25 protein-coding genes and 2 tRNA genes are annotated in these 25,935 nt (G+C 33.5%); 24 read left to right on the top strand and 3 right to left on the bottom strand.

Features of this window, described 5'->3' with window-relative positions; genetic code table 11:
- The first annotated feature begins 87 nt into the window (after positions 1 to 87).
- Positions 88 to 696: a peptidylprolyl isomerase gene (locus tag LI_RS00930; RefSeq protein ID WP_011526249.1), complete on the top strand. Its 609-nt coding sequence runs from the start codon at positions 88 to 90 to the stop codon at positions 694 to 696.
- 175 nt (positions 697 to 871) lie between these two features.
- Positions 872 to 947: transfer RNA gene (locus LI_RS00925), tRNA-Phe, on the top strand.
- A 91-nt stretch (positions 948 to 1,038) separates the two neighbouring features.
- Here LI_RS00925 and LI_RS00920 read toward each other — a convergent pair.
- Entirely contained in the window at positions 1,039 to 1,545 is a 507-nt protein-coding gene (locus LI_RS00920; protein ID WP_011526248.1) for a peptidylprolyl isomerase, read from the bottom strand.
- Between the two features lie 130 nt (positions 1,546 to 1,675).
- Here LI_RS00920 and mutY point away from each other — a divergent pair, with 130 nt between their 5' ends.
- From mutY to lon, 20 genes are all read left to right on the top strand, one after another.
- Positions 1,676 to 2,767, top strand: coding sequence for an A/G-specific adenine glycosylase (gene mutY, locus LI_RS00915; protein ID WP_011526247.1), 1,092 nt, complete (start codon positions 1,676 to 1,678; stop codon positions 2,765 to 2,767).
- Positions 2,768 to 2,878: 111 nt separating this feature from the next.
- Positions 2,879 to 3,415 (top strand): DUF177 domain-containing protein, encoded by a 537-nt coding sequence (locus LI_RS00910; protein ID WP_011526246.1) that lies wholly within the window; start codon positions 2,879 to 2,881, stop codon positions 3,413 to 3,415.
- A 41-nt stretch (positions 3,416 to 3,456) separates the two neighbouring features.
- Positions 3,457 to 3,654, top strand: a complete 198-nt coding sequence (rpmF, locus tag LI_RS00905; protein ID WP_015353680.1) for a 50S ribosomal protein L32 — start codon at positions 3,457 to 3,459, stop codon at positions 3,652 to 3,654.
- Positions 3,638 to 4,681, top strand: a complete 1,044-nt coding sequence (gene plsX, locus LI_RS00900; RefSeq protein ID WP_011526245.1) for a phosphate acyltransferase PlsX — start codon at positions 3,638 to 3,640, stop codon at positions 4,679 to 4,681. The genes rpmF and plsX overlap by 17 nt, the downstream gene beginning before the upstream one ends.
- 81 nt (positions 4,682 to 4,762) lie before the next feature.
- Positions 4,763 to 5,767 (top strand): beta-ketoacyl-ACP synthase III, encoded by a 1,005-nt coding sequence (locus LI_RS00895; RefSeq protein ID WP_011526244.1) that lies wholly within the window; start codon positions 4,763 to 4,765, stop codon positions 5,765 to 5,767.
- A gap of 108 nt (positions 5,768 to 5,875) precedes the next feature.
- Positions 5,876 to 6,619, top strand: coding sequence for a 3-oxoacyl-[acyl-carrier-protein] reductase (fabG, locus tag LI_RS00890; RefSeq protein WP_011526243.1), 744 nt, complete (start codon positions 5,876 to 5,878; stop codon positions 6,617 to 6,619).
- Between the two features lie 102 nt (positions 6,620 to 6,721).
- A complete protein-coding gene (gene acpP / locus LI_RS00885) occupies positions 6,722 to 6,961 on the top strand; it encodes an acyl carrier protein (RefSeq protein ID WP_015353679.1) in 240 nt (79 codons plus the stop codon).
- 77 nt (positions 6,962 to 7,038) lie between these two features.
- The gene (gene fabF, locus LI_RS00880; protein ID WP_011526242.1) at positions 7,039 to 8,289 is read left to right on the top strand and encodes a beta-ketoacyl-ACP synthase II; all 1,251 of its coding nucleotides are present in this window, start codon (positions 7,039 to 7,041) and stop codon (positions 8,287 to 8,289) included.
- Between the two features lie 68 nt (positions 8,290 to 8,357).
- Positions 8,358 to 9,596, top strand: coding sequence for a serine hydroxymethyltransferase (glyA, locus tag LI_RS00875; protein ID WP_011526241.1), 1,239 nt, complete (start codon positions 8,358 to 8,360; stop codon positions 9,594 to 9,596).
- A gap of 72 nt (positions 9,597 to 9,668) precedes the next feature.
- Positions 9,669 to 10,160, top strand: coding sequence for a deoxycytidylate deaminase (locus LI_RS00870; protein WP_015353678.1), 492 nt, complete (start codon positions 9,669 to 9,671; stop codon positions 10,158 to 10,160).
- The gene (ribD, locus tag LI_RS00865) at positions 10,144 to 11,280 is read left to right on the top strand and encodes a bifunctional diaminohydroxyphosphoribosylaminopyrimidine deaminase/5-amino-6-(5-phosphoribosylamino)uracil reductase RibD (RefSeq protein WP_015353677.1); all 1,137 of its coding nucleotides are present in this window, start codon (positions 10,144 to 10,146) and stop codon (positions 11,278 to 11,280) included. Before LI_RS00870 ends, ribD begins: the two co-directional genes overlap by 17 nt.
- Before the next feature lie 3 nt (positions 11,281 to 11,283).
- Entirely contained in the window at positions 11,284 to 11,949 is a 666-nt protein-coding gene (locus LI_RS00860) for a riboflavin synthase (protein WP_011526239.1), read from the top strand.
- Positions 11,950 to 11,969: 20 nt separating this feature from the next.
- On the top strand, positions 11,970 to 13,202 hold the full coding sequence (locus LI_RS00855) for a bifunctional 3,4-dihydroxy-2-butanone-4-phosphate synthase/GTP cyclohydrolase II (protein WP_015353676.1): 1,233 nt from the start codon (positions 11,970 to 11,972) through the stop codon (positions 13,200 to 13,202).
- Between the two features lie 86 nt (positions 13,203 to 13,288).
- Positions 13,289 to 13,762 carry a 6,7-dimethyl-8-ribityllumazine synthase gene (ribH, locus tag LI_RS00850; RefSeq protein ID WP_011526237.1) on the top strand — a complete coding sequence of 158 codons (474 nt, stop codon included), beginning with the start codon at positions 13,289 to 13,291 and terminating at the stop codon, positions 13,760 to 13,762.
- Positions 13,763 to 13,771: 9 nt separating this feature from the next.
- Complete coding sequence (gene nusB / locus LI_RS00845) at positions 13,772 to 14,257, top strand: transcription antitermination factor NusB (RefSeq protein WP_011526236.1); 486 nt, start codon at positions 13,772 to 13,774, stop codon at positions 14,255 to 14,257.
- Between the two features lie 10 nt (positions 14,258 to 14,267).
- On the top strand, positions 14,268 to 16,775 hold the full coding sequence (leuS, locus tag LI_RS00840; RefSeq protein ID WP_011526235.1) for a leucine--tRNA ligase: 2,508 nt from the start codon (positions 14,268 to 14,270) through the stop codon (positions 16,773 to 16,775).
- A gap of 10 nt (positions 16,776 to 16,785) precedes the next feature.
- The gene (locus LI_RS00835; protein ID WP_011526234.1) at positions 16,786 to 17,313 is read left to right on the top strand and encodes an LPS assembly lipoprotein LptE; all 528 of its coding nucleotides are present in this window, start codon (positions 16,786 to 16,788) and stop codon (positions 17,311 to 17,313) included.
- Between the two features lie 20 nt (positions 17,314 to 17,333).
- A complete protein-coding gene (holA, locus tag LI_RS00830) occupies positions 17,334 to 18,311 on the top strand; it encodes a DNA polymerase III subunit delta (RefSeq protein WP_011526233.1) in 978 nt (325 codons plus the stop codon).
- A gap of 94 nt (positions 18,312 to 18,405) precedes the next feature.
- Entirely contained in the window at positions 18,406 to 19,086 is a 681-nt protein-coding gene (locus LI_RS00825) for a JAB domain-containing protein (RefSeq protein WP_011526232.1), read from the top strand.
- Between the two features lie 37 nt (positions 19,087 to 19,123).
- Positions 19,124 to 21,616, top strand: coding sequence for an endopeptidase La (lon, locus tag LI_RS00820; RefSeq protein ID WP_011526231.1), 2,493 nt, complete (start codon positions 19,124 to 19,126; stop codon positions 21,614 to 21,616).
- 95 nt (positions 21,617 to 21,711) lie between these two features.
- On the opposite strand, the gene LI_RS00815 is transcribed toward lon, so the two are convergent.
- Complete coding sequence (locus tag LI_RS00815) at positions 21,712 to 22,170, bottom strand: outer membrane lipoprotein (protein ID WP_011526230.1); 459 nt, start codon at positions 22,168 to 22,170, stop codon at positions 21,712 to 21,714.
- Positions 22,171 to 22,441: 271 nt separating this feature from the next.
- Here LI_RS00815 and ychF point away from each other — a divergent pair, with 271 nt between their 5' ends.
- The gene (gene ychF / locus LI_RS00810) at positions 22,442 to 23,542 is read left to right on the top strand and encodes a redox-regulated ATPase YchF (protein WP_011526229.1); all 1,101 of its coding nucleotides are present in this window, start codon (positions 22,442 to 22,444) and stop codon (positions 23,540 to 23,542) included.
- A gap of 53 nt (positions 23,543 to 23,595) precedes the next feature.
- Here the strand turns inward: ychF and typA are convergent, their stop codons facing one another.
- Positions 23,596 to 25,434: a translational GTPase TypA gene (typA, locus tag LI_RS00805; RefSeq protein WP_011526228.1), complete on the bottom strand. Its 1,839-nt coding sequence runs from the start codon at positions 25,432 to 25,434 to the stop codon at positions 23,596 to 23,598.
- 258 nt (positions 25,435 to 25,692) lie between these two features.
- Between typA and LI_RS00800 the strand changes: the two genes are divergently transcribed.
- Positions 25,693 to 25,769, top strand: a tRNA-Glu gene (locus LI_RS00800).
- The last annotated feature ends 166 nt before the right edge of the window (positions 25,770 to 25,935 follow it).

Here is a 25,935-nt window from a genome sequence, read left to right as displayed (position 1 = left end):
TGTGCTCAGCATCAATATTTACCTATAGTTATAATAAAATTATAAAAAACATAGTTAAATATTATTAATAGACCTGTGGAGATTTTTATGAAAAAATTAATAGCTTCTTTTTTTACATTAAGTTGTATTTTATCTTTTTTCTTCTTAAAAGATGTTCAATCTGGGGAACTACCTAAAGTTCTTGTAAAAACAAATTATGGAACGTTTACTATAGAAGTTGATACACAGAAAGCACCTAAAACAGCAGGTAATTTTCTTTTTTATGTAAAATCTGGATTTTATAATAAAACCATTTTTCATCGAGTAATTGATGGATTTATGATACAAGGTGGTGGTTTTACTGAAAATATGGAAGAAAAGAAGCCAATTAAAAAACCTATTCAAAATGAAGCTGCAAATGGATTATTAAATAAAAAATATACTATTTCTATGGCTAGAACAAATGATCCACATTCAGCTACAACACAATTTTTTATTAATGTTGAAGATAATAAAGCTCTTAACTATAAAGCTCCTACTCCTAGTGGTTATGGATATACTGTTTTTGGACAAGTTATTAGCGGACAAAATATAGTGGATCTTATAAAGCAAGTTCCTACTCATACAGTTGGTATGCATAATGATGTTCCTATCGTACCTGTTATTATTGAATCAATGGTGATCATCCCAGCTGAAGAAAAAACAAAAGATAAATAATAACTTAAGCTAATAATTAATTAGGTTATCTATAAACTTATGTTACTTCATTTTCATAAATACATTTAACAAATAGTATTGCTAGATGTCTTATAAGAATTTATGATGTTTATGCTAATAAGTTATAAAAAATGCTTGCTAAGTAACAAACTTTCAGTTAGAGATGCAACACATTGCCTGGGTAGCTCAGTTGGTAGAGCAGGGGACTGAAAATCCCCGTGTCGGCAGTTCAATCCTGTCCCCAGGCACCACTCTTTCTATCTTTATTTTTATTTTCAAAAAAATTCTCACTATAAAGAGTAGTAACTAGTGCTAGTTACTACTCTTTTCTATTCAACTATTTTATTCAAATAATGAAATATTTGTTATTAATACAATATCTTTTGGGACATCAGAATGAATTCCAACTTGATGCGTTTTTGTTTTTTGAATCTTGTCAACAACATTCATTCCTTCTATGACCTTACCAAAAACACAATAACCATATCCATCTTCATCAGGAGATTGATAGTCTAAAAAATCATTATCTATAGTATTAATAAAAAACTGAGAAGTAGCACTATGTGGTTCAGATGTCCGTGCCATTGCAATAGTCCCACGAATATTTTTAAGCCCATTTGAAGCCTCATTTTCTATAGGAGCATCAGTTTGTTTTTCTTCCATTTTAATATTTAATCCACCTCCTTGTATCATAAATCCATCAATTACTCGATGAAAAATTGTATTTTTATAAAAACCTTCATTTACATATTTTAAAAAATTTTTAACTGTGACTGGAGCTTGTTCAGTAAAAAGTTCTACTAGAATATCTCCAAATGATGTTTCAATTAAAACTATAGGATTTGCCATTAGGATATACTCCTTAAGTATAAAGTAGTTCAGCTTGATCTGGTTAGTCTAAAAATATAAAATAATCAACAATAGACTATATTAGCAATAGTAAAATAAATGTAATTAATTATTACTAAAGATCTATATTGTGAAAGAAATACAACAAGCTTTGCTTAACTGGTTTTATAAAAATAAAAGAGCTCTTCCTTGGCGTGAAACATATCTCCCCTATCATGTATGGATTGCTGAAGTTATGATGCAGCAAACACAAATGGATAGAGGTGTTGAGTATTTTTTACGTTGGATAAAACAGTTCCCTGATATTGCTTCTGTAGCCTATGCACCTGAAGAAAAATTATTATCTGCATGGGAAGGTCTTGGTTATTATAGAAGAGTAAGGCATCTTCAGTCTGCTGCACAAGTCATTATGCATAAATATAATGGAACATTTCCTGAACGATATGAAGATATTTTAGAATTACCAGGAATTGGTCCTTATACAGCTGGTGCAATTGCTAGTACAGCCTTTAACCAAGATTTTCCTTGTATTGATGGCAACGTAGAACGAGTACTATCAAGAATTTTTGATATTAACACTCATATAAAAAAAGAGCCTACAAAAAGTAAACTGTATGATTTAGTCAAGCAACTCATGCCAAAAAAGAATGCACGTGACTTTAATCAGTCAGTTATGGAACTTGGAGCACTTGTTTGTAAAAAAAAACCAATGTGTCTTATATGTCCAGTCTATAGTATGTGTAATTCTAGAATAAATGGGACACAACTTAGTCGTCCAGTATTAGCTAAAAAAACTCCAACGACTCGCCTTAAAATGGTTACAGGCATTCTACAATGTAATCAAAAAATATTTATTCAGCAACGATTGGACAACAATATCTGGGGAAGACTATGGGAATTCCCTAATGGATGCATAGAAACTGGAGAAACGCCAGAAAGTGCTATTATTCGCAACTGGAATGAACAACTGGGATTTTCTATTCAAATAGAAAACATTATTACAACAATTATTCATAACTATACTCATTATCATATTACTCTTTATTGTTTTGATATTTGCTTTTCACAAAATATAACTAATACGCTTTCTGTTGTATTACCAAACCCAACCAGACTCTCAGCTTCAAGCTATCGATGGGTTTCTCAAAAAGAGCTACAAACAATTCCTTTACCCTCCCCACACAGAAAACTTGCTACCTTATTTTTTAATACAAAAAAATAAGTAACAAGTTATATTAGCTTTATCTCTCACCTATATATTTTCATTAGTTACAAACAAGCTTGACACCACTAATGACAACAGGTAAAGACTGCTGTTCATGAGGTTATAAAGATGGACTCATTCTGGGTTAAACTTGATACATCAGAGAGCAAAAAATTTGTTCTTGACTCTCCATCAATATGGGAAAATTCTATTAAACAATTCAATATGGATTGTAAACTTGTTCAACCGTTTTCTGGTATAATTACAGTAACATTACAAGAAAATGGATGCATGGTAGATGGATCAATTTCTGGGAAAATAGTCATGCCTTGTAATAGGTGTACTACTGACGTTTTAATAACTATTCAACATACTTTTAGAGATGTTGAGCCTCTTCCAACTCTTAATATAGATGGGAAAGAGGTTATTAATAAAGATATAAATGAAAATATTATACGTCAGTCCAATGGAATAATTGAGGTTAACCTAGCTGAAATTTTATGGGAAGAATTTGTCCTTTCATTACCAAGTAAACCACTTTGTAATATTGACTGTAATGGATTATGTTATAGTTGTGGTAAGGATCTCAATAAAGAAACTTGCAATTGTAGCAAAGACGAAGGTGATCCACGTCTTGCAGCATTTAAAAATATAGTAATTAAATAAGATCCATCTATTAATTTTAATAAATTGTAAGGAGTGCCTTAATGGCTGTTCAACAAAATAAAAAATCACGTTCAAGAAAAGGAATGCGTCGTGCTCATGACAGAGTAGCTATACCTACTATTATATACTGTACAGGATGTGGAGAACCATCTATTCCTCATACAGCTTGCCCAAACTGTGGTGTCTATCGTAACCGTCAAGTTACAAAGCCTAAAACAATCAATGCTCAACAGTCATAGTATTACAATTGCTATTGATGCAATGGGTGGAGATTATGGTCCATCTGTAGTTGTTCCTGGAGCAGTTAAAGCTGCCCAAATAACAGGAGCAAAAATTATACTTGTTGGAAATACACCTGAAATTGAAGATCAACTTGCATTACTTCAAGTAAAAAATACAAAAATAGAAATTGTTCATGCATCTGATGTAGCAAACATGGATGAAAAACCTTCCGATATTCTTCGAAGGAAAAAAAACTCCTCTATTCAGATTGCTTGTCGACTTGTTAAAGAGGGTTTAGCGAATGGTATTGTAAGTGCTGGACACTCTGGAGCATCTGTTGCATGTGGGATGTTTATTATAGGTCGTATCACAGGTGTAGAGCGACCTGCATTAGCTTCAATCCTGCCTACTGAAAAAAATCCTCTTATATTACTTGACGTTGGAGCTACAGTTGACTGTAAACCATATCACCTTTTTCAATTTGGTCTTATGGGACATACTTTTGCTTGTGATTTATTAAATATTCAATCTCCACGAGTAGGTATTCTTAGTATTGGTGAAGAAGAAGGAAAAGGAAATACACAAGTAAAAGAAGCTTATGAACTTTTAAAAATGGCAAAAGATATTAATTTTACTGGAAATGTTGAAGGACGAGATCTTTTTACTGGAAATGTTGATGTCACCATATGTGATGGTTTTGTTGGTAATGTTGCATTAAAATTAAGTGAGGGTTTAAGCTCATCTTTAAGTCGTGTTTTAAGAAAAGAACTATTTTCTTCTGGGATTTTTTCAAAAATTGGAACATTCCTTGCTAAAAATGCTTTTAAAAACTTTTCAAAACTTATTGATTATGCAGAATATGGCGGTGCTCCACTTTTAGGATTAAAAGGTATTTTTATTGTTAGTCATGGATCCTCTAATGAAAAAGCTATATGTAATGCAACTAAAATGGCTGTTCTTTTTGAACAAAAAGAAACAAATAAACGCCTAATAGATTCTATTGGTCTTAATGAAGAACTAACCCGTTTTGGTCATTCCTGCTAGCCAATTTGTACTATCAATGCAGTGAATCTAACCATAATTGATAGTTTATTTTTAAATTCTATTATAATAAAGTATTAATAAATGAATATCCCTTTCACAACAAACTCACTTTATATTGAAGGAATTGGTTCCTACACCCCTTCTACTATTCTTACAAACGAAGATTTATGTCAGCTTGTAGACACAACAAATGATTGGATTGTCACTAGAACAGGAATTAAATCTCGCTATATACTTAACGACTATGAAAACACTTCAGATGCAGGTTATATTGCAGCAAAACTAGCTTTAGAAAATGCAAAAATTACTACAGATAGTATTAGTCACCTTATAGTTGCAACTTGTACTCCTGACTTTTTGTGTCCAAACACAGCATGTGTAATAAGTAAAAAATTAGGAATAGTTGGACCTATGGCTTTTGATATAAATGCAGCTTGTTCAGGTTTCATTTATGGTCTTAATATTGTTCAACATATTGCTAATGACCCTACAGCATGTATCCTTCTTATTGGTTCAGATGCTCTATCCAAACGTGTAAATTGGAAAGATAGAAGTACATGTATTCTTTTTGGAGATGGTGCCGGAGCTTTAGTTTTAAAAGGAAAAAAAACACTTTCAACAATAGCTGAAGTTCAGGACACAGTCTGTTATGCAAATGGATCATATACTTCTTTACTTACTGTTGGAGGAGGAACATCAAAGAAGTATAATTTAGGTGATACAATTGACGACACATTTTTTATTAAAATGGAAGGACAAGAAGTTTTTAAACATGCTGTTAGAAATCTTACAGAAGTTTGCACTACTATTCTTCAAAAACATGATTTGTCTTTTAAAGACATTGATCTTTTTATTCCACATCAAGCAAACCAACGTATCATTGAAGCTGCAGCTTCTAGACTCTCTATTCCTCATGAAAAAACATTTATAACTTTAGATAAATATGGTAATACATCTGCTGCATCCATTCCACTAGCTATTGCAGATGCAATAAAACAGCAACGTATTCAGTCAGGAATGCGTGTTCTTTTAGCAACATTTGGTGGAGGTTTCACATGGGGTGCAGCTATACTTAACTTTTATTAATCATATTTATATGTACCCAAAAAATTTAACCTTAAAAAAGAAAAAATATCTTGTTGAATTTCCTTTTACTTTAGGCTAAGTAGACAAACAAGAAGTGAGGTATATCTTATGGCTAATTTAATCTCTACAGCTATAGTAACAGGTGGCTCAAGAGGTATTGGTAAAGCTACGGCACTTTCACTAGCAAAAGCAGGTTATCAAGTATTTATTACATATGTTAGTAAATCTGAAGAAGCTGAATCTGTTATAAAACAGATACAATCCCAAGGTGGAAAAGCAAAAATGTTCAACCTTGATGTTAGTAATGCCGATGATATTACTCGCTTTTTTAATACAGAAGTTAAAGAACAAGTAAACCTTTCTGTACTTGTTAATAACGCAGGAATAACAAAAGATACTCTTTTATTACGGATGAAAAATGAAGACTTTGATCAAGTGATAGACGTGAATCTTAGAGGTGCATTTATATGTATGCGTGAAGCAGCGAAAATAATGACAAAACAACGATATGGACGTATTATAAATGTTACTTCTGTAGTTGGGCAATCTGGTAATGCAGGTCAGGTAAACTATGCAGCAGCAAAGGCTGGCTTAATTGGAATAACAAAGTCTGCTGCTAAAGAACTTGCTAGTCGGAATATTACAGTGAATGCTGTAGCTCCTGGATTTATTGCTACTGATATGACAGCAACTCTTAGTGATGATGTACAAAAAGCATATCAAGAATCTATTCCTTTAAAAAGATTGGGAACACCTGAAGATATTGCAGAAGCTATACTTTTTTTAGTATCTCCAGGTGCTGGTTATATTACAGGACAAATTCTTGCAGTAAATGGTGGTATGTATTGTTGATGTCTTTTTACTATTCCTATCTTTTATTAAAACCTAAAAAATCTAAATATTAAATATAGTCTCATAACATTAAAATGACTAAAAAGTTGGAGGATCTTATTCATGTCTGTTGAAGAAAAAGTCAAAAAAATAATTATAGAACAACTTGGTGTTTCTGCTGAAGAAATAAAGCCTGAAGCATCGTTTATAGAAGATTTAGGAGCAGACTCTCTTGACTTAACAGAACTAATTATGGCTATGGAAGAAGCTTTTGATCTTGAAATTGCTGATGAAGATGCACAAAAAATTCTTACAGTAAAAGATGCTATTGATTATATTAATAGTGTACAGGACAATGTCTAGCTAAACTAAGTTTTTATGTGTTGTGTCAGAGCGTCTCTCCTAATCATGAGGCGCTTGATTAATTTTAAGGAGTATACATGAGCCAAAAACGTGTTGTAGTAACTGGGCTTTCTGCTATAACCCCTTTAGGTAATAATCTTAAAGAAAGTTGGAGTAAGCTCTTAGCAGGAGAATCAGGAATAGCACCTATAACGCTCTTTGATGCTAGTGAATACGCATGCAAGATTGCTGGTGAAGTAAAACAATTTAATCCTGAGAACTATGGTATCCTTCCAAAACAAAGTAAACGGATGGACCGTTTTGTGCAATTTGCTGTAGCTAGTGCTAGTGAACTCATAAAAGATTCTGGACTTCAAATCACAGAAGCAAATGCTTATCAAGTAGGAATTATTCTTGGTGTTGGATTGGGTGGTCTAAAAACTATTGAAGTTTTTCATGAAAAACTTCAAGAAGTAGGACCTAATAGGATATCTCCATTTATGATTCCTATGCTTATATCCAATATGGCTCCCGGACAAGTAGCTATTTTTACTGGAGCAAAAGGTTCTAATTTTGTTGTAACAAGTGCTTGTGCTTCAGGAACACATGCTATTGGTCTTGCATACTCTGAAATTCAGTTAGGTCGTTGTATTGCTTGCATTACTGGTGGTGTTGAATCAACAATTACAAAACTTTGTATCTCAGGGTTTTCAGCATTAAAAGCTCTCTCAACAAAATATAATGATATGCCAACTCAAGCATCAAGACCTTTTGATAAAAACCGTGATGGATTTGTTGCAGGAGAAGGTACTGGTTATCTTATGTTAGAAGAACTTGAACATGCTAAAGCTCGTGGAGCAAAAATTTATGCTGAAGTTATTGGCTTTGGTACATCAGATGATGCAAGTCACATGACAGCACCAGGAGAAGATGCTGAAGGAATGAGTTTTGCTATGAAACAAGCATTAAAAAATGCTCAAATAGCACCTGAAAAAATTACTCACATTAATGCACATGGAACTTCAACTTTCCTCAATGATATGTATGAAACAGTTGCTATTAAAAAAACATTTGGTAATCATGCATACAACATAGCTATTTGTAGTAATAAATCTCAAATTGGTCATTTGCTTGGTGCTGCTGGTGGTATTGAGGCTGTCTTTTCTGTAATGTCTCTATATACAGGTATAGTACCTGGAACTATTAACTATACTACACCTGATCCAAATTGTGATCTCAACTATATGCCTAATGGACCACAAGAACTTAACCCTCAATATGTATTAAGTAATTCTTTTGGTTTTGGTGGTACAAATGCTAGTTTAATTTTAAAAAAATTTGAATGCTAATCCTTTATATTAATTAAATATTTTTATAAAAACAACCACTCTTTTTTCTTAGGTTGAAGGATATTGAAATGGATCAAATAATACTTCAAGACCCTGAATTAGCCCAAGCAATTATCTTAGAAAGTGGCCGACAAATAGATAAGCTTGAACTTATTGCATCTGAAAATATTGCTTCAACTGCAGTTCGAGAAGCACAATCAACAATTTTAACAAATAAATATGCTGAGGGTTATCCTGGGAAGCGTTATTATGGTGGTTGTGAATATGTCGACATAGCTGAAAATTTAGCGATAGAACGTGCTAAAGCACTTTTTCATAGTGAATATGCTAATGTCCAACCCCACTCTGGAAGTCAAGCTAATATGGGAGCTTATTTTGCTCTCATTAAGCCTAGGGATACAATCTTAGGTATGAATTTATCTCATGGAGGACATTTAACTCATGGAAGTCCTGTAAACTTTTCAGGTCGACTTTTTAATATTGTATCGTATGGTGTCAACAAAGAGACAGGACTTATTGACTATGAAGAAGTAGCAAAGCTTGCAGAAAAACATAAACCACAACTGATTGTAGCTGGAGCTAGTGCTTATCCACGTATTATTGACTTTTCTAAATTTCGTTCAATTGCTGATACAATAGGAGCAAAACTTCTTGTAGATATGGCACATATTGCTGGGCTTGTAGCTACAAACTTACACCCTTCTCCAATACCATACGCACATATAACAACAACTACTACACATAAAACACTACGTGGTCCTCGTGGTGGTATGATTCTTTCTACAGAAGATATGGGGAAGGTAATCAATAGCCAAATTTTCCCTGGGATACAAGGTGGGCCACTTATGCACGTTATTGCAGCAAAAGCAGTAGCATTAGGAGAAGCTTCAAAAGCTAGCTTTGTAACTTACCAAAAACAAGTAATCTTAAATGCTAAAACCCTTGCAAAACAACTTTTGGATGCTGGTTTTAACCTTGTTTCTGGAGGAACAGATAATCATCTTCTATTAATTGACTTAACAAATAAAAAAATTACAGGTAAAGATGCAGAAAAAGCTCTTGATCAAGCTGGCATTACTGTAAATAAAAATACAGTTCCTTTTGAAACACTTTCTCCTTTTGTAACATCTGGTATTCGTATTGGCACACCAGCTTTAACAACTCGAGGTTTATGTGAACAAGATATGATAAAGGTTGCTAACTGGATTGTTACTGCTCTTAATAATATCAATAACGAAACTCAACTTAAAGAAATAAATAAAGAAGTTACTTATTTTGCTCGTCAATTTCCACTCTTTTCATGGTAAAAATGAAGAAAGAGTCAGATATTCATTATCTTTCTTCATCTTTTTTTAGTGATACAAATGTAAGGATTTGATATGTCCCGCTTATCTTGGTCTGACTACTTTATGGGTATTGCTCATTTAGTGGCAGAACGTTCGACATGTCTTCGTAAAAAAGTTGGTGCAATTGCTGTCAAAGAAAGAAGGATTTTAGCAACAGGCTATAATGGAGCACCATCAAAACTTCCTCATGCTTCAGAGGTAGGTTGTCTAAGAGATCAACTAGGCATTCCTTCAGGTCAACGACATGAAATTTGTCGTGGTTTACATGCAGAACAAAATATTATTATCCAAGCTGCTATCCATGCTATATCATTAAATAATGCTGAAGTATATTGTACACATCAACCATGTCTTATTTGTTCAAAAATGCTTATTAATTGCAATATTACTACTATTTGGTATACTATTCCATACCCTGACGAACTTGCAAAAAAAATGCTTAATGAAGCTGGAGTTGAATTAATTCAACTTACATCTAAACAAAATAATTCTACCTTTGAGTTTACAAGTGAATCATCCATATGATTATGCTATGAAATATGCTATAAGCATTGCCGAAAAAGGTCGATGGGATACAGCACCTAACCCTGTTGTAGGCTCTGTATTAATCCAAAATGGAAAGATTGTTGCAGAAGGTTTTCACTCTTTATATGGAGGACCACATGCTGAGGTTCTTTGTATTAATGATGCAAAAAATAAACATATTAATCTTTCAGACTGTACACTTATTACAACACTTGAACCTTGTAATCATTATGGTAAGACACCTCCTTGTACAAAAGCCATCATTGATAACAATATAAAGCATGTTATAATAGGTACAAAAGATCCTACTACTCTTGCCTCGGGTGGTGTACATACATTAACATCTGCAGGTATAACTGTCGAAGTAGGAATCTTAGAAAAAGAATGCCAAGCACTAATTGCTGATTTTATAACATGGCAAAACACTTCTCGTCCATATATATTACTAAAGCTTGCAACTACGCTAGATGGTAAAATTGCTACTAGTACTGGACATTCTAAATGGATTTCATCTGAAGTATCTCGACAAAAAGTTCATAAGTTAAGAGAGAATGTTGGAAAAGTAGGAGGTGCTATTTTAATTGGCGGTAATACATTAAAACTCGATAATCCTCAACTAACTTGTCGTAATAATAATAATAATAATAAGATACAACAACCATTAGCTATAATTATTACATCAACACTTCCTGAACAACAAGATATCTATCTTTTTAATAGTAGGCCAACAGAAACCATTATTTATACAACGCCACAAAGCGGATCAACACAACAGGCAACAACACTACGTAAAAAAGGTGTTAAAATAGTTACATTAAAAAATTGGTCACCTGATCTATCTGCTATCTTGACAGATATTACAGAACATATAAGGTCAACACAAGGATGTCTTTATATGTTATGTGAAGGTGGAGGGAAATTAGGAAGTTCACTTCTCAAAGCTAATCTTGTTGATGAACTTCATATTTATTTATCTCCTAAAATTTTAGGAGATAACAATGCATTACCTATAGTTAATGGTAGAAATCCATTAACTATACATGATGCTATTTCCCTCAAAATACATACAATGGAATTATCAGGTTCAGATATCCATCTCACTTTTAGGCCGGAAATGTAATCTATGTTTACAGGTGTTACTCAAGGTTGTGGAAATATTTACTCTATTAACCATTATGGTAAAGAAGTACGTATTACAGTAGAACCACTTTTCCCTCTAAAAATTATCTCCACAGGTGAATCCATTGCTATAAATGGTACATGTCTTACTGTTGAACAATATACAAGCACTACTTTTACTGTATACGCCTCTTTAGAAACACTCCAAAGAACAAACCTTGGTAAATTGGTTGTTGGAAATTCTGTTAATTTAGAACAATCTATTGCTGTTGGTGAACGCTTAAATGGACATATTGTAACAGGCCATATTGATTGTGTTGCTACTGTTCAATCTATAGAAAAACAAGGTAAATCAAACTGTATTAAACTTATTTTTCCTTCAAAATTTAGTAAAGAAGTTGTTTCTAAAGGTTCTGTTACATTAGATGGAATTAGCTTAACTGTAAATAATTGTGGCTCTGGTTTTCTTGAAGTTAATATTATTCCTGCAACATGGAATATAACAACTATTTCAAATTGGAAAGTAGGTACACATGTAAATATGGAAACTGACATTATAGCAAAATATATTTACAACATGCTAAATCCTATCATATCTTCTATACATTCTAATGAAAACAAAACTACAAATATCACTTTAGATTTTTTACATAAGCATGGTTTTTATTAAAGAAAAAAAGAGATCTCAATATGTCTATTTATAGTGTTGAGGATGCCATCCAAGATATTCGCCAAGGGAATATGATTATACTTGTTGATGACGAAGATCGTGAAAACGAAGGCGATCTCGTGATTGCAGCACAACATGTTACACCAGAGCATATTAATTTTATGACAAAATATGCCAGAGGTCTTGTTTGTCTTCCTATGGAATCTACGCTCATAGATAAGTTAAAGCTCCCTCCTATGTCACAAGTAAACAATTCAAAGTTTGGTACAAATTTTACTGTATCAATAGAAGCACGACAAGGAGTAACAACAGGTATCTCAGCAGCTGATAGAGCACATACTGCATTGACTGCTATTGATGATAACGTACAACCTGAAGATATTGTCACTCCAGGTCATATGTTTCCACTACGCGCTCAACCTGGTGGTGTCCTTACTCGAGCAGGCCATACAGAAGGAAGTGTAGATCTAGTACAATTTGCAGGTTTAAAGCCAGCAGCTATTATTTGTGAAATACTTAATGATGATGGTTCAATGGCTCGTATGTCTGATTTAGAAATCTTTGCATCTAAGTATAACTTAAAAATAACTACTATTAGCGATATAATTCGTTATAAGATGAAGCTTGGTAAGCTTACTGTAAAGCAGGTTGCTAGAGCTAACTTACCTTCAAAATTTGGTACATTTGAAGTGATTGCTTATGAAAATGGCATTAATTCAGACACTCATCTTGCTATAATAAAAGGTAATGTTAACAATACAGAGGATGATAGTCCTGTATTAGTAAGAGTACATAGTGAATGCCTTACAGGAGACGTTTTAGACTCTCTTAGGTGTGACTGTGGTGGACAACTTTCTGCAGCATTAAGACAAATTGAACGTGAAGGTCGAGGTGTCCTTGTATATATGAGGCAAGAAGGCCGAGGAATTGGACTTGCTAATAAAATTAAGGCCTATGCTCTTCAAGATAAAGGATATGATACAGTTGAAGCTAATCAAAAATTAGGGTTTAAACCAGACCTTAGAGATTATGGAGTTGGAGCCCAAATACTTGTAGATTTAGGTATTAAGCGTATGCGTATACTCACAAATAATCCTCGAAAAGTTATTGGACTTGAAGGATATGGAATACATATTACTGAACGTGTTCCACTTGAAATAGCAAGTTCTAGGACTAACTTATCATATCTACGTACAAAACAAGAAAAATTAGGACACTTATTACATCTATGTACAACATGTCAAAGGAGTTAACCTGTTACTATCAATTCTTCATAAAAAAGTTTAACAGATAATTATAGTATGGCTTATTATAACTAACTTTAATAAAGGAGAATGAAATGGGACAACTAAATGTAATAGAAGGACATTATGATGCTTCAGGACTTCGGTTTGCTATTCTTGCAAGTAGATTTAATGACTTTGTTGTTGATCGTCTTATTTCTGGATCTATTGATTGTATTCTACGCCATGGAGGAACAAAAGAAAATATTACAATTGTTCGTGTCGCAGGAGCAATGGAACTACCTCTTGTATGTAAAAAACTTTCATTAACATCAAAATTTGATGGTATCATTATTTTAGGTGCCATTATACGTGGTTCAACACCTCATTTTGACTATGTTGCTAGTGAAGCTACTAAAGGTGTAGTCAATGTTTCACTCCAAACAGACGTCCCTATAGGTTTTGGTGTTCTTACTACAGATACTATTGAACAAGCTATTGAACGTGCTGGCTCAAAAGCTGGGAATAAAGGATCAGATGCTACATTAGCTGTCCTTGAAAGTATCCGTGTGATCCAAAAAATTTCATAGGCAAAAAAAATGCCTGCTAATAAAAAACATTCTAGACGAATAGACCGAACTAAAGCTTTTCAAGTTCTTTATAGTCTCCATTTTACTCAAATAAATACAATTGAAACCCTCAAAGAAATCTTTCTTAATCTACCTAACCCATTAGAAGAAAGAAATACTGGTATAATAACTGAATTAGATACACAAATAAGTTTTTCTTGGCAACTTGTTGAGGGAGTCTGGCGTAATGTAACTAGACTTGACAAAATAATAAGTCAATTTTCTCAAAATTGGCGAGTCGATCGATTAGGTAAGATAGAATTAACATTACTACGTATTGCTACATTTGAAATGTATTATTGTCCAGACGTTCCTCCTAAAGTATCTCTTAACGAAGCATTAGAACTAGCTACTTGTTTTGGAGACGAAAAAGCTAGAAAGTTTATAAATGGTATTTTAGACGCTATAATAAAAGCTATTGAAACAGAAAAAATCAACTATATAGATAAAAATTAAGATAAACTCTATGATAATGCATTCTAATTATGATCCTAACATTATTGAAAAGAAATGGCAGCGTTACTGGGAAGAACAACACGCCTATGCTTGTGACATAGATCCTAATAAAAAAAAATATTATGTACTTGAAATGTGGCCTTACCCTTCTGGAAACATTCATATGGGACATGTCAGAAATTATTCTATAGGTGATGTTATTGCCCGTATTAAAAGAATGCAAGGATATAATGTCCTTCACCCTATGGGATGGGATGCTTTTGGTCTTCCAGCAGAACTTGCTGCAATAAAACATCATACACAACCTGCAGATTGGACGTATACAAATATTAATGAAATGCGTGCCCAACTGAAAAGATTAGGGTATTCATATGACTGGCAAAGAGAAATAGCAACATGTGATCCTGACTATTATCAATGGGAACAACTTTTTTTTGTTGACTGCTTTGAAAAAGGACTAGTTTATCGAAAAAAAGCTCCTCAGAACTGGTGTCCATCTTGCAATACTGTACTAGCAAATGAACAAGTTATTGAAGGAAGTTGCTGGAGATGTGATACATCTATTATTCAAAAAGAACTAACACAATGGTTTTTAAAAATTACAGATTATGCTGAAGAGCTATTAGATGATCTTACAACTCTTAAATATTCCTGGCCAGATCGTGTTATAACTATGCAAGAAAATTGGCTTGGGAAATCCACAGGTGTAGAAATTTCTTTTCCTATTGAATCCTCTCAAGACTTCATTACTATTTTCACAACACGACCTGATACAATTTTTGGAGCAACAGCTATTATTCTTGCTCCAGAACATCCTATATTAGAAACCTTACTTAATGATACTCCGCAAAAAGAAAAACTATATAATGTTATCGAAAAAATGAGAAATATGGATAGATTAGAACGTCAATCTAATCTACTCACAAAAGAAGGTATTTTTATTGATCGTTATTGTATCAATCCTTGTTCTGGAGATAAAATACCCATCTGGATTGGTAATTTTGTATTAGCAGACTATGGTACAGGAGCTATTATGGCTGTACCAGCCCATGATCAACGTGATTTTGATTTTTGTAAAAAATATAATCTACCCATTTCTATTGTTATACAGCCAGATGAACTTCAAATAAATGAACATACAATAGTTGAACCATGGACTGGTTTAGGAACGCTTATACATTCAGGGCAATTTACAGGTCTTACTAACAAAGAAGCAAAAGAAAAAATTACTCAATATCTTGAAAAGATAGGTAAAGCAACAAGGGTTGTTTCTTGGAGATTACGAGATTGGAATATCTCTCGACAACGTTATTGGGGAACACCTATCCCTATTATATACTGTAAAAACTGTGGTGTTGTTTCTGTTCCTAAAAACGAATTACCTGTTATCCTTCCCACTAATATTACCATTAATGAAGATGGAAGCTCCCCATTACCTCAAGAGTCAAGCTTCATAGATTGTATGTGCCCTCAATGTGGTGGAATTGCCAAAAGAGAAACAGACACTATGGATACGTTTGTTGATTCATCATGGTACTTTGCTCGTTTTGTAGATCCTAAAAATACAAAACAACCATTTGATACATCAATAGCAAAATATTGGCTCAATGTAGACCAATATATTGGTGGCGTTGAACATGCTATTCTTCATCTACTATATTCTCGTTTTTTCACAAAACTTCTTAGAGATTTAGGTTACTTACCCTCCAATATAAATGAACCATTTGCAAAATTACTTACTCAAGGAATGGTTATAAAAGATGGTTCTAAGATGTCAAAATCTAAAGGGAATATAGTTGATCCAAATCAAATGATAAATATATATGGCGCTGATACTATACGTCTTTTTTGTTTATTTGCTGCCCCTCCTGAAAGAGACTTTGACTGGAGTGACTCAGGGATTGAAGGTTCTTATAGATTTCTGCATAGAGTTTGGAGACTTTTTATTGATGTACAACCACACATACATACAACACATGCTGGTAACTCAACAGTTATAGAAACAACTACTGCCCTTACAAAAGATGTAAAAAGAAAAGAACATATAACCATAAAAAAAGTTAGTGAAGATATAGAAAACAAATACCAATTTAATACAGCTATTGCTTCAATAATGGAGTTTGTAAATACGCTTTATCTCTCAAAAAATGAACTTATTCTTACAGTTGAAGGGAAAAATATACTTTCATCTGCTATAGCAACTGTGCTTACTTTATTATCACCAATGACTCCTCATATTTGTGAAGAATTATGGAGTTATTTAGGGCACTCAACGTCTATTAGTTTAGAACCTTGGCCAAAATGGGATCCCCAGGCCCTTTTAAAAGATGTTGTAACAATAGTTGTTCAAATAAATGGGAAAGTTCGAAATAAATTTGAAGTACCAATGGATCTCTCCAAAGAAGAATTAGAACACATTATTTTTAATGATACAAAGATTACTCAATACCTTGAAGGAAAAACGATTCAAAAACATATTATTATTCCAAACAAAATCATAAATATAGTTACAACATAAGAGTAGCTCAATGTATAACAAAAAAATTACAACTACTTTTTATTGTATCCCCTTATGGTTTTATATATCAATATTTTTAACTGGTTGTGGGTACACTTGGCAAGGGCAAGAAGGATACCTTTCTAAACGCACTATTCTTGGTGATGGAACAAAAACTCTTTGTATGAACAATATCGAACAATCGACACTCTACCCATGGCTTCCTTATATGATACGAACACAAGTTCGTAATGATATTAATGCACGAAAGCTTGCTATTTGGGTTGACTCTGGACCTTCAGACTTCACTCTTACTGTACGTATAAACTCATTTCAAATAAGAAGTGCTGGAGAATATAAACAACATAACTTACTATTTACAGCAACTGTCAATATGGAGCTCATTATTTTTGACGGAAAAACTAATACAGAAATTTGGAGTTCAGGACCTGTAATTTATAGTGAAAACTATGAACATGCTAATGAAGAACAAGCTATTCAAGAAGTCATATTCATGACAACACGAAGAGCAATAGATCAAATTCAACAACCTTTTTAATCTTTAATTTCACTTATCTTATGATTCATCAAGGATTCATATTCTGTATATGTCCAGATAGTACAATTCTTCAACAGCAATTAGAGGAACTAGTTACTGCTCAATATGTGTCAAATAAGTGGGAAAAATCTGTGTACTGGGGAGATGAAGAATTACCAAAAAAATTTTGGGACAACCTTACATTACAAAATCTTTTTACAAATAAACAAATAGTTGTCCTCCGAAACGCACACCTTCTTCCTGTTGATATATGGAAAAATATTTCATCAATTATTAGCAAACCAAACCAATATCTATGGCTTATATTTTGTTTAGAAGCTCCATGGGAAAAAAGACAACCTAAACTTCCTGCTCATATCCAAAAACTTCCATGTTTTATTTTTGCACAAAAACAAAAATGGATATGGAGCTCTCCTGGTGTTGATGAACGCAATTTAAAACAATTTATAAAAACACAAGCTACAAGCATAGGACTTACGTTTGAACCCCATACATTAGAAACACTTTCAAATCTTTTACCTACTGATGCTGCAACTATAAAGTCTGAACTTTTAAAAATTAAGCTATCTCATTCTGATAGCTTACCTATCTCTACTCAACAATTAAATGTAATCAGTCATACAGCAAATACATTTGATATTTTTATATTCTTAAAACAGCTTGAATCAGGTAATGCATTACAAGTATGGACATCTATCTTACATGAACAACAAAAAGAAGAAGATCCACTCTTTTTTATTCTTACTATGCTACAAAGAGAAGCCAAAACATTATGGCAACTACTTATGGGAGAAACTGTAACAGGTTATCCAAACGAATTATCTAAAAAAACACAACTTGCAAAATATATTGGAATAAAAGGAATAACAAAAATGTGGGATGCCCTTTATTTTGCTGAGGTTACAGTTAAATCAGGAGAAGGTTCTTCCATACAGGCACTTGAAACACTTATTTCTACACTGTTACCACTTTTTACCAAGGCTCAAGAAACATCATAGATATCAGCAGATAATGCCCAATCTTCTATAGACGACAAGAGGGCTTATAGGATATAGTGTTATTTTCCCTTGAGATACAAGGACTAGCTAATTTATGCCAAATGACAAGCCTCATCACCTTGGTCATCGAGCTAGACTCAGAAAACGGTTATGTAATGACCCATCTGAGATGGCAGAATATGAACTTTTAGAATTATTTTTAGGATATGTACATTTACGCAAGGACACAAAGCCATTGGCTAAAAAATTATTACAACAATTTGGCTCAATAAGAGGTGCACTTGATGCATTCCCAGGTGAACTTGAAACTATTCCTCAATTCGGTGAAGCTCTAAGTGCATTTTGGAAACTTATACGTGAAATTTTTGCACGTTATGCTGAAACACCTGTGAGAGAAAAAATTCAATTATGTACACCTAAAATTGTAGCAGAAATAGCTAAAGCAAGATTTACAGGTTGTCCTCATGAAGAAGTATGGATTGCAACTGTTGATACACAAAACAGACTTATAAGCTGGGAAAGGTTAAGTAAAGGAACCATAGGGAGTTCACCTCTATATCCAAGAGATACAATAGAAATAGTCTTAAAAAGGAAAGCAAGTGGGTTTATATTAGTACATAATCATCCTGGGGGCTCTTCAAATGCATCAAGTTTTGATATAGAAATTACACGCCACTTAGAACATATTGCACAAAGTATAAACTTACGGTTAATTGATCATATTATTGTGACAGAAAAAAATTGTTACAGTATCCGAAATGATGGGTTACTGTAAAACCAAAAGTATAATCCCGTATACTTAGGAATATATTATGACTTTTGATACAAATGATGATAGTATTGCCAAAAATTCTCTTGCACCATACAATCAAGAAACAGAACAACAGCAAGAGGAGGGGGCGATGAAAATAAATGCTGGGACAGAAGATGATGTTCAGCCACAAGAAATTCCATCGAGTATCCCTATTTTGCCCCTAAGAGATGTTGTTGTATTTAACTATATGATTGTTCCTTTATTTGTGGGAAGAGAACGTTCTATTCAAGCTGTTGAATCTGCTACTACACATGGACAACATATTTTTCTCTGTGCCCAAAAAGATTCACAAATAGAAAATCCTACAGAAGAAGATCTCTATTCCGTAGGAACTGTTGCTCTTATTCTTCGTCTTCTTAAAATGCCTGATGGACGTCTAAAAGCTCTTGTACAAGGTATCTCTAGAGCTAGGTGTCTTACGATCCATAATGAAGATGGCTATCTTACAGCAACAGTTGAGTTACTCCAAGAACCTCAACCTACCGTAAAGCCAACAGAACAGGAAGCTCTTCTCCGTTATGCTCGTGAACAATGCGAAAAAATACTAGCATTAAGAGGTATTCCTACTGGCGAAATTATGGGAGTTCTTTCTAATGTGAATGAACCAGGAAGACTTGCAGATCTAATTGCAGCCAATCTTCGACTCAAAACAGAAGAAGCACAAGAAATACTTCAATGTCTTGAACCTATAGATCGACTTCACCTTGTCATTACACACCTTACCCATGAAGCTGAAGTTGCAACAATGCAAGTAAAAATCCAAACTTCTGCTCGTGAAGGTATGGATAAAGCTCAAAAAGACTACTTTCTAAGAGAGCAACTTAAAGCTATCCGTAAAGAACTAGGTGATGCTATTGATGCTGATGAAGAAATTGAAGAAGTTTCTAGTGCCTTAAACAAAGCTGGATTACCAGCAGAAGTACGTAAAGAAGTCGATAAACAGCTTCGTAGGCTTTCAACAATGCATGCCGATTCAGCAGAAGCTGGTGTAATTCGTACCTATCTTGATTGGATTGCTGAGCTTCCATGGAAAAAAACATCCAAAGACCAACTAGATATTCATAAAGCAAAAACAATCTTAAATGAAGATCACTATGGACTTGTAAAAATCAAAGATCGTATTCTTGAATATCTCAGTGTACGAAAACTTAATCCAAAGTCAAAAGGTCCTATTCTTTGTTTCGCAGGACCTCCTGGTGTAGGTAAAACGTCACTTGGACGCTCTATTGCTAAGTCACTTGGAAGAAAATTTCAAAGGATCTCTCTTGGTGGTATGCATGATGAAGCTGAAATTCGTGGCCATAGACGCACATATATTGGTGCAATGCCAGGAAGGCTTATTCAAGCTATGAAACAAGCAGGAACTAAAAATCCTGTTATTCTCTTGGATGAAATAGATAAACTAGGGAATGATTTTCGTGGAGATCCATCTTCTGCATTACTTGAAGCATTAGATCCAGAGCAAAACCATAACTTTAGTGATCACTACCTCAATGTACCATTTGATTTATCAAAAGTCCTTTTTTTATGCACAGCAAATCACTTAGAACATATTCCTGCAGCACTAAAGGATAGATTAGAAATCATATCATTACCTGGCTATACCCAACAGGAAAAACTTGCTATAGCTCGTAAGTATATTCTACCCAAACAATTAAAAGAAAATGGACTAAAAGAAAACGAGCTTATCATTTCTGACACCTGCCTTGAAAAAATTATTAGAGAATATACTCGTGAAGCAGGATTAAGAAATATGGAAAGAGAAATAGGTTCTCTATGCCGTAAGGTTGCAAGAAAAAAAGCTGAAGGGAAAAAACCACCATTCCGTATTACTACAAACCAAATTGAAAAATTTTTAGGAATACCAAGATTTATTGATGATGACACAGAAAAAACACTTCCACCAGGTGTTGCCTTAGGACTTGCCTGGACACCAGCAGGAGGAGAAATTTTATATATAGAAGTATCTACAGTAAAAGGAAAAGGAAACTTACTTCTTACAGGTCAACTTGGTGATGTTATGAAAGAAAGTGCTCAAGCAGCATTAAGTTATGCTCGTTCAAAAGCATCTAGTCTTAATATCTCACCAGATTTTGCTAAATCAATGGATATACATATACATATCCCTGCAGGTGCAACTCCAAAAGATGGCCCATCAGCTGGTGTAACATTAACAACAGCACTTATTTCTGCATTAACAGGTAAATCTGTCCGTGGAGATTTATGTATGACAGGTGAAATTACCCTCCGTGGTCGAGTCCTTCCTGTTGGAGGTATAAAAGAAAAAGTTCTTGCAGGTGTTGCAAGAGGTCTTGGACATGTTATTATACCTACTAAAAATACAAAAGATCTGGAAGAAATTCCTCAAGAATTAAAGAAAAAGATTAAAATACATACTGTAAGCCATATAGATGAAGTTCTTCCATTAGCTTTTAGCGAAACAATTCCTGTTGTTACTAAGAAAAAACAAACAAAACAACCAACATCATAAAAAAGTTATTCTTTTTATAAAAAAACTTGTTACTTAATAGTAACAAGTTTTTTTATTTAACAAATTTTGTCTTTTTCACTTAATACTTTTGTTCTCTATATTGAAGATACTCGAGCCGAACCATCACTTCCACGTAGTACTCGAACACGTTCGCCAGGACTAAAAGATTGATCAGCACCTTGAACTATAGAAATAATTTGACCATTATCAAGTTTCACTTCTATTTCGAGACCTTGTTGCGTTGTAATTTTTCTTTCAGCAATGTTTCCAGCAACAGCCCCTGCTCCAGCACCAACAACAGTTGATAATATTCTTCCTGATCCTCCACCGATTAAACTACCAAGAACACCACCAACAGCTCCACCAGTAATAGTACCTAGAATTGGTGTATTTCCTTCTAGTTCAACAGGTTTTACAGAAACGACTTTTCCAAATTCAACAATATGTGCACTACGAATTTGCTTCCCTCCAAAAGAAGAAGCACTAAAATTTGCACAACTTATCATACCTATAGATAACACTAAACAAATGATATAAAGACCACAACGCTGCATAACACCTCCTAACTATCAATAATTTCTTTATGGTAACTAAATATTAACATATCTTTTAACAAAAAATAAACATAACAATTTTTTCTCTAACCATAGATAATAATAAAATAAAAATTCTAATTACTTAGCTATCTTATTATAAGTAAAGTCAAATTATTTTTTACTATCTTATTGCTGTAATATAGCTTATTATATTTGTACAAAACATATTATTTTCTTTGTACTAATTAACAAATCATAGTTAATAGTATAAATCGTTTGGAGATAAACTATGTCTTTACAAATTGGTATTGTAGGTCTTCCTAATGTAGGAAAATCTACCTTATTTAATGCGTTAACAAAAGCACAAAATGCTCAAGCAGCAAACTATCCATTTTGTACTATTGAACCTAACAAAGCCACTGTACCTGTTCCTGATCACCGCCTTGAAGAAATAGCATCTATAGTTTCTCCTCAAAAGGTTATTCAAACAACTGTAGACTTTATTGATATAGCAGGGCTAGTAAAAGGTGCAAGTAAAGGTGAAGGACTTGGAAATCAATTTTTGGCCCATATACGTGAATGCTCTGTTATTCTTCAAGTCGTACGTTGTTTTGATAATGAAAACATAACACATGTTGAAGGAAATGTTGACCCCATCAGAGATATTGAAACCATTGAAACAGAACTCTTATTAGCAGATATACAAACTGTGACACAACGTATAGAGCGCCTTCAAAAAATAGCAAAAAATAATAAAGACGCTAAAGTGGCTGTTGAAGAAATGAATCTTCTTCTTCTTCACTTAAATAGTGGAAACCCTGCATCTACATTTAATGAGAAAAAAAATGAAAAATTAAGTTCATTATGGAAAGAGTTAGGCTTACTAACTGATAAACGTATTATATACTGTGCTAATGTAGATGAAACTAATTTAATTGACGGTAATAACTATCTAAATTCAGTAAAAAAAATTGCAGAAAAGAACCATACAGAGATGATTGTCATTTGTGCAAAAATAGAAGAAGAACTTCAAGGATTATCAGATGAAGAACAAGCTGAAATTCTTAATAGTTATCATATCAAAGAAAGTGGACTCATTCAAATTATTCAAACCGGCTACAATGCACTAGGTCTTATTAGTTATTTCACAGCAGGAGAAAAAGAAGTAAGAGCATGGACAATTGAAAAAGGTTGGAAAGCACCTCAGGCTGCAGGGGTTATTCATTCAGACTTTGAAAGAGGATTTATTCGTGCAGAAGTCATGAGTATTTCGGATTTTCTACAATACAAATCTGAAACAGCCTGTCGTAATGCTGGAGTGTTAAGAACAGAAGGTAAGGATTATATTGTTACTGATGGTGATATTATTCACTTTTTATTCAACGTCTAACAAAAAATAATACTACAACAATAAGACATATTTCTTAGAAAAAGAATATGTCTTTACTTTCCTGTTTTCTTTTTTCCTGCTATTTGATGTCTCTTTTGAGCACTTAATTCTGCTTTTCTTAGACGAATCGAAATTGGTGTTACTTCAACTAGTTCATCTTCCTTTACAAAATGTAATGCTTTTTCAAGAGTCATAGGTTTTACTGGAGTAAGAATAATAGCTTCATCTTTGCTTGATGTACGTAAGTTAGTTAACTTTTTCTCTTTTATAGGATTAACATCTATATCATTATCACGATTATGCTCACCTATAATCATTCCTTCATAGACAGGATCTCCTGAAACAATAAATAATTCACCTCTTGGTTCAAGATTAAATAATGCATATGCAACAGCTGAACCTGCCCTATCTGAAACAATAGAACCTGTAAAACGACTAGGAAAATCTCCTCTCCAGGGCTCATATCCTGATAATAACGAATTCATAATTCCTGTACCTTTTGTATCAGTAAGAAATTCATCACGATATCCAATAAGACCCCTTGATGGTATTGAAAACTCAAGCCTTACACGACCTGAGCCATTATTAACACAGTTTAACATCCGTCCTTTTCTTTGAGCAATTTTTTCTGTTACTACTCCCATAAAGGATTCATCACAATCAATATACAAATGCTCAACAGGTTCAAGTCGTTCACCATCTTTTTCTTGGAGAATAACTTCTGGTCTACCAACAGATAACTCAAAACCTTCACGACGCATTGTTTCAATGAGAATTGCTAATTGAAATTCACCACGTCCTTTTACAATAAAACTATCACGTTCTTCAGCTTCTTCTACACTAATAGCAAGATTAGTTAGTGTTTCTTTAAAAAGTCTTTCCCTGATTTTTCTTGACTGAACAATCTTCCCCTCTTTTCCTACTAATGGAGAATTATTAATAGTAAAACGCATAGCTACTGTTGGTTCATCAATATTTAACCTTGGTAGAACTCGTATTTCATTTTTAGTACAAATAGTATCTCCAATAGAAACATCTTCAAGACCTGCAATAACAATAATATCCCCAGGTTCTGCAGATTCTATATCTGTAAGTGTTATTCCCTGATATGATTGTAATTTTGTTACTCGAAGAGGAATAGCTACACCCTCTTCATTCATGCAAACAAGTGCATCTTTTGAATGTACACTTCCATGAGATATCTTTCCAACAGATAAACGTCCAAGATAGTCTGAATAGCTCAAATCTGAAACAAGCATTTGGAATGGTTCATTAGGATCGTATTTAGGTCCTGGAACAACTTCTATTATAGTCTCAAAAAGTGGAACAAGGCCTTCTTGTGCATCATCCAAAGTTCTCATTGCCACACCATTTCTACCAATAGCGTACAATACAGGAAATTCTAACTGTTCATCTGTTGCATCAAGGTCTATAAAAAGATCATAAATTTCATTAAGGACTTCTTGAACTCGTGCATCTTTTCGATCAATTTTATTGATTATAACAATAATCTTTAATCCAGCTTCAAGTGTTTTTTTTAACACAAAACGTGTTTGAGGAAGTGGACCTTCTGCTGCATCTACAAGTAAAATTGCACCATCAGCCATTGAAAGTGCACGTTCTACTTCACCACCAAAGTCAGCATGGCCTGGTGTATCTATGATATTAATTTTTATACCTTGCCATGTCACAGCACAGTTCTTAGCTGCAATGGTAATACCTCTTTCACGTTCAAGATCCATTCTATCCATGACACGATCATCAACTTGCTGATCTTCGCGAAAAATACCACTTTGACGAAATAAGGCATCAACTAAAGTTGTTTTTCCATGGTCAACATGTGCTATAATAGCTATATTTCTAAGATTATTATTTGTTATATTATTACTCAAGCAAGATATCCTTCATAAAAAATAATCAGGTAAAAACTACAATATGTTCCTATACAATCTATATACCATATAGATATTTCACTTATACTGCAAGAAAAACCATAAAAAAGAAAAAAGATATAACCTATATAAATTATTGTAATTAATTTATAATAATAGATAACATATAGAAAAGCTACACAGAATTATCAAAAAAAGCTTGACTCAATTTAGCAAGTTCAGTAGAAGCATGCTTGTATTAAGACAACTTGCTGATGCGTCCCCATCGTCTAGTCGGCCCAGGACAGCGGCCTTTCACGCCGTCAACAGGGGTTCAAATCCCCTTGGGGACGCCACCTTTACTTCATTTGATTCATTTTTTTATCTAGTTATTATCTATCCATAGTATTATTAATTATCTTATAGACAATTTAAAAATAGTATATGTGTCCTCCTTAATTGGGGGACATTTTTTTATTTAATTAATGTGAAACATAAGATTAAAACAACAATGAAAAATAA

The sequence above is a fragment of the Lawsonia intracellularis PHE/MN1-00 genome, assembly GCF_000055945.1.
In the GTDB taxonomy this organism is placed as follows: domain Bacteria; phylum Desulfobacterota; class Desulfovibrionia; order Desulfovibrionales; family Desulfovibrionaceae; genus Bilophila; species Bilophila intracellularis.
This window is presented reverse-complemented; position numbering and strand designations above follow the sequence as displayed.

What these genes read in the sequence shown, in the direction of transcription:
- LI_RS00855 (WP_015353676.1), top strand. Translation starts at nt 11,970, where the DNA reads ATGTCTATTTATAGTGTTGAGGATGCCATCCAAGATATTCGCCAAGGG.
- fabF (WP_011526242.1), top strand. Translation starts at nt 7,039, where the DNA reads ATGAGCCAAAAACGTGTTGTAGTAACTGGGCTTTCTGCTATAACCCCT.
- LI_RS00870 (WP_015353678.1), top strand. Translation starts at nt 9,669, where the DNA reads ATGTCCCGCTTATCTTGGTCTGACTACTTTATGGGTATTGCTCATTTA.
- holA (WP_011526233.1), top strand. Translation starts at nt 17,334, where the DNA reads ATGATTCATCAAGGATTCATATTCTGTATATGTCCAGATAGTACAATT.
- rpmF (WP_015353680.1), top strand. Translation starts at nt 3,457, where the DNA reads ATGGCTGTTCAACAAAATAAAAAATCACGTTCAAGAAAAGGAATGCGT.
- ychF (WP_011526229.1), top strand. Translation starts at nt 22,442, where the DNA reads ATGTCTTTACAAATTGGTATTGTAGGTCTTCCTAATGTAGGAAAATCT.
- LI_RS00815 (WP_011526230.1), bottom strand. Translation starts at nt 22,170, where the DNA reads ATGCAGCGTTGTGGTCTTTATATCATTTGTTTAGTGTTATCTATAGGT.
- lon (WP_011526231.1), top strand. Translation starts at nt 19,124, where the DNA reads ATGACTTTTGATACAAATGATGATAGTATTGCCAAAAATTCTCTTGCA.
- leuS (WP_011526235.1), top strand. Translation starts at nt 14,268, where the DNA reads ATGATAATGCATTCTAATTATGATCCTAACATTATTGAAAAGAAATGG.
- ribH (WP_011526237.1), top strand. Translation starts at nt 13,289, where the DNA reads ATGGGACAACTAAATGTAATAGAAGGACATTATGATGCTTCAGGACTT.
- acpP (WP_015353679.1), top strand. Translation starts at nt 6,722, where the DNA reads ATGTCTGTTGAAGAAAAAGTCAAAAAAATAATTATAGAACAACTTGGT.
- LI_RS00825 (WP_011526232.1), top strand. Translation starts at nt 18,406, where the DNA reads ATGCCAAATGACAAGCCTCATCACCTTGGTCATCGAGCTAGACTCAGA.
- LI_RS00895 (WP_011526244.1), top strand. Translation starts at nt 4,763, where the DNA reads ATGAATATCCCTTTCACAACAAACTCACTTTATATTGAAGGAATTGGT.
- plsX (WP_011526245.1), top strand. Translation starts at nt 3,638, where the DNA reads ATGCTCAACAGTCATAGTATTACAATTGCTATTGATGCAATGGGTGGA.
- fabG (WP_011526243.1), top strand. Translation starts at nt 5,876, where the DNA reads ATGGCTAATTTAATCTCTACAGCTATAGTAACAGGTGGCTCAAGAGGT.
- LI_RS00920 (WP_011526248.1), bottom strand. Translation starts at nt 1,545, where the DNA reads ATGGCAAATCCTATAGTTTTAATTGAAACATCATTTGGAGATATTCTA.
- nusB (WP_011526236.1), top strand. Translation starts at nt 13,772, where the DNA reads ATGCCTGCTAATAAAAAACATTCTAGACGAATAGACCGAACTAAAGCT.
- LI_RS00910 (WP_011526246.1), top strand. Translation starts at nt 2,879, where the DNA reads ATGGACTCATTCTGGGTTAAACTTGATACATCAGAGAGCAAAAAATTT.
- LI_RS00835 (WP_011526234.1), top strand. Translation starts at nt 16,786, where the DNA reads ATGTATAACAAAAAAATTACAACTACTTTTTATTGTATCCCCTTATGG.
- glyA (WP_011526241.1), top strand. Translation starts at nt 8,358, where the DNA reads ATGGATCAAATAATACTTCAAGACCCTGAATTAGCCCAAGCAATTATC.
- LI_RS00930 (WP_011526249.1), top strand. Translation starts at nt 88, where the DNA reads ATGAAAAAATTAATAGCTTCTTTTTTTACATTAAGTTGTATTTTATCT.
- LI_RS00860 (WP_011526239.1), top strand. Translation starts at nt 11,284, where the DNA reads ATGTTTACAGGTGTTACTCAAGGTTGTGGAAATATTTACTCTATTAAC.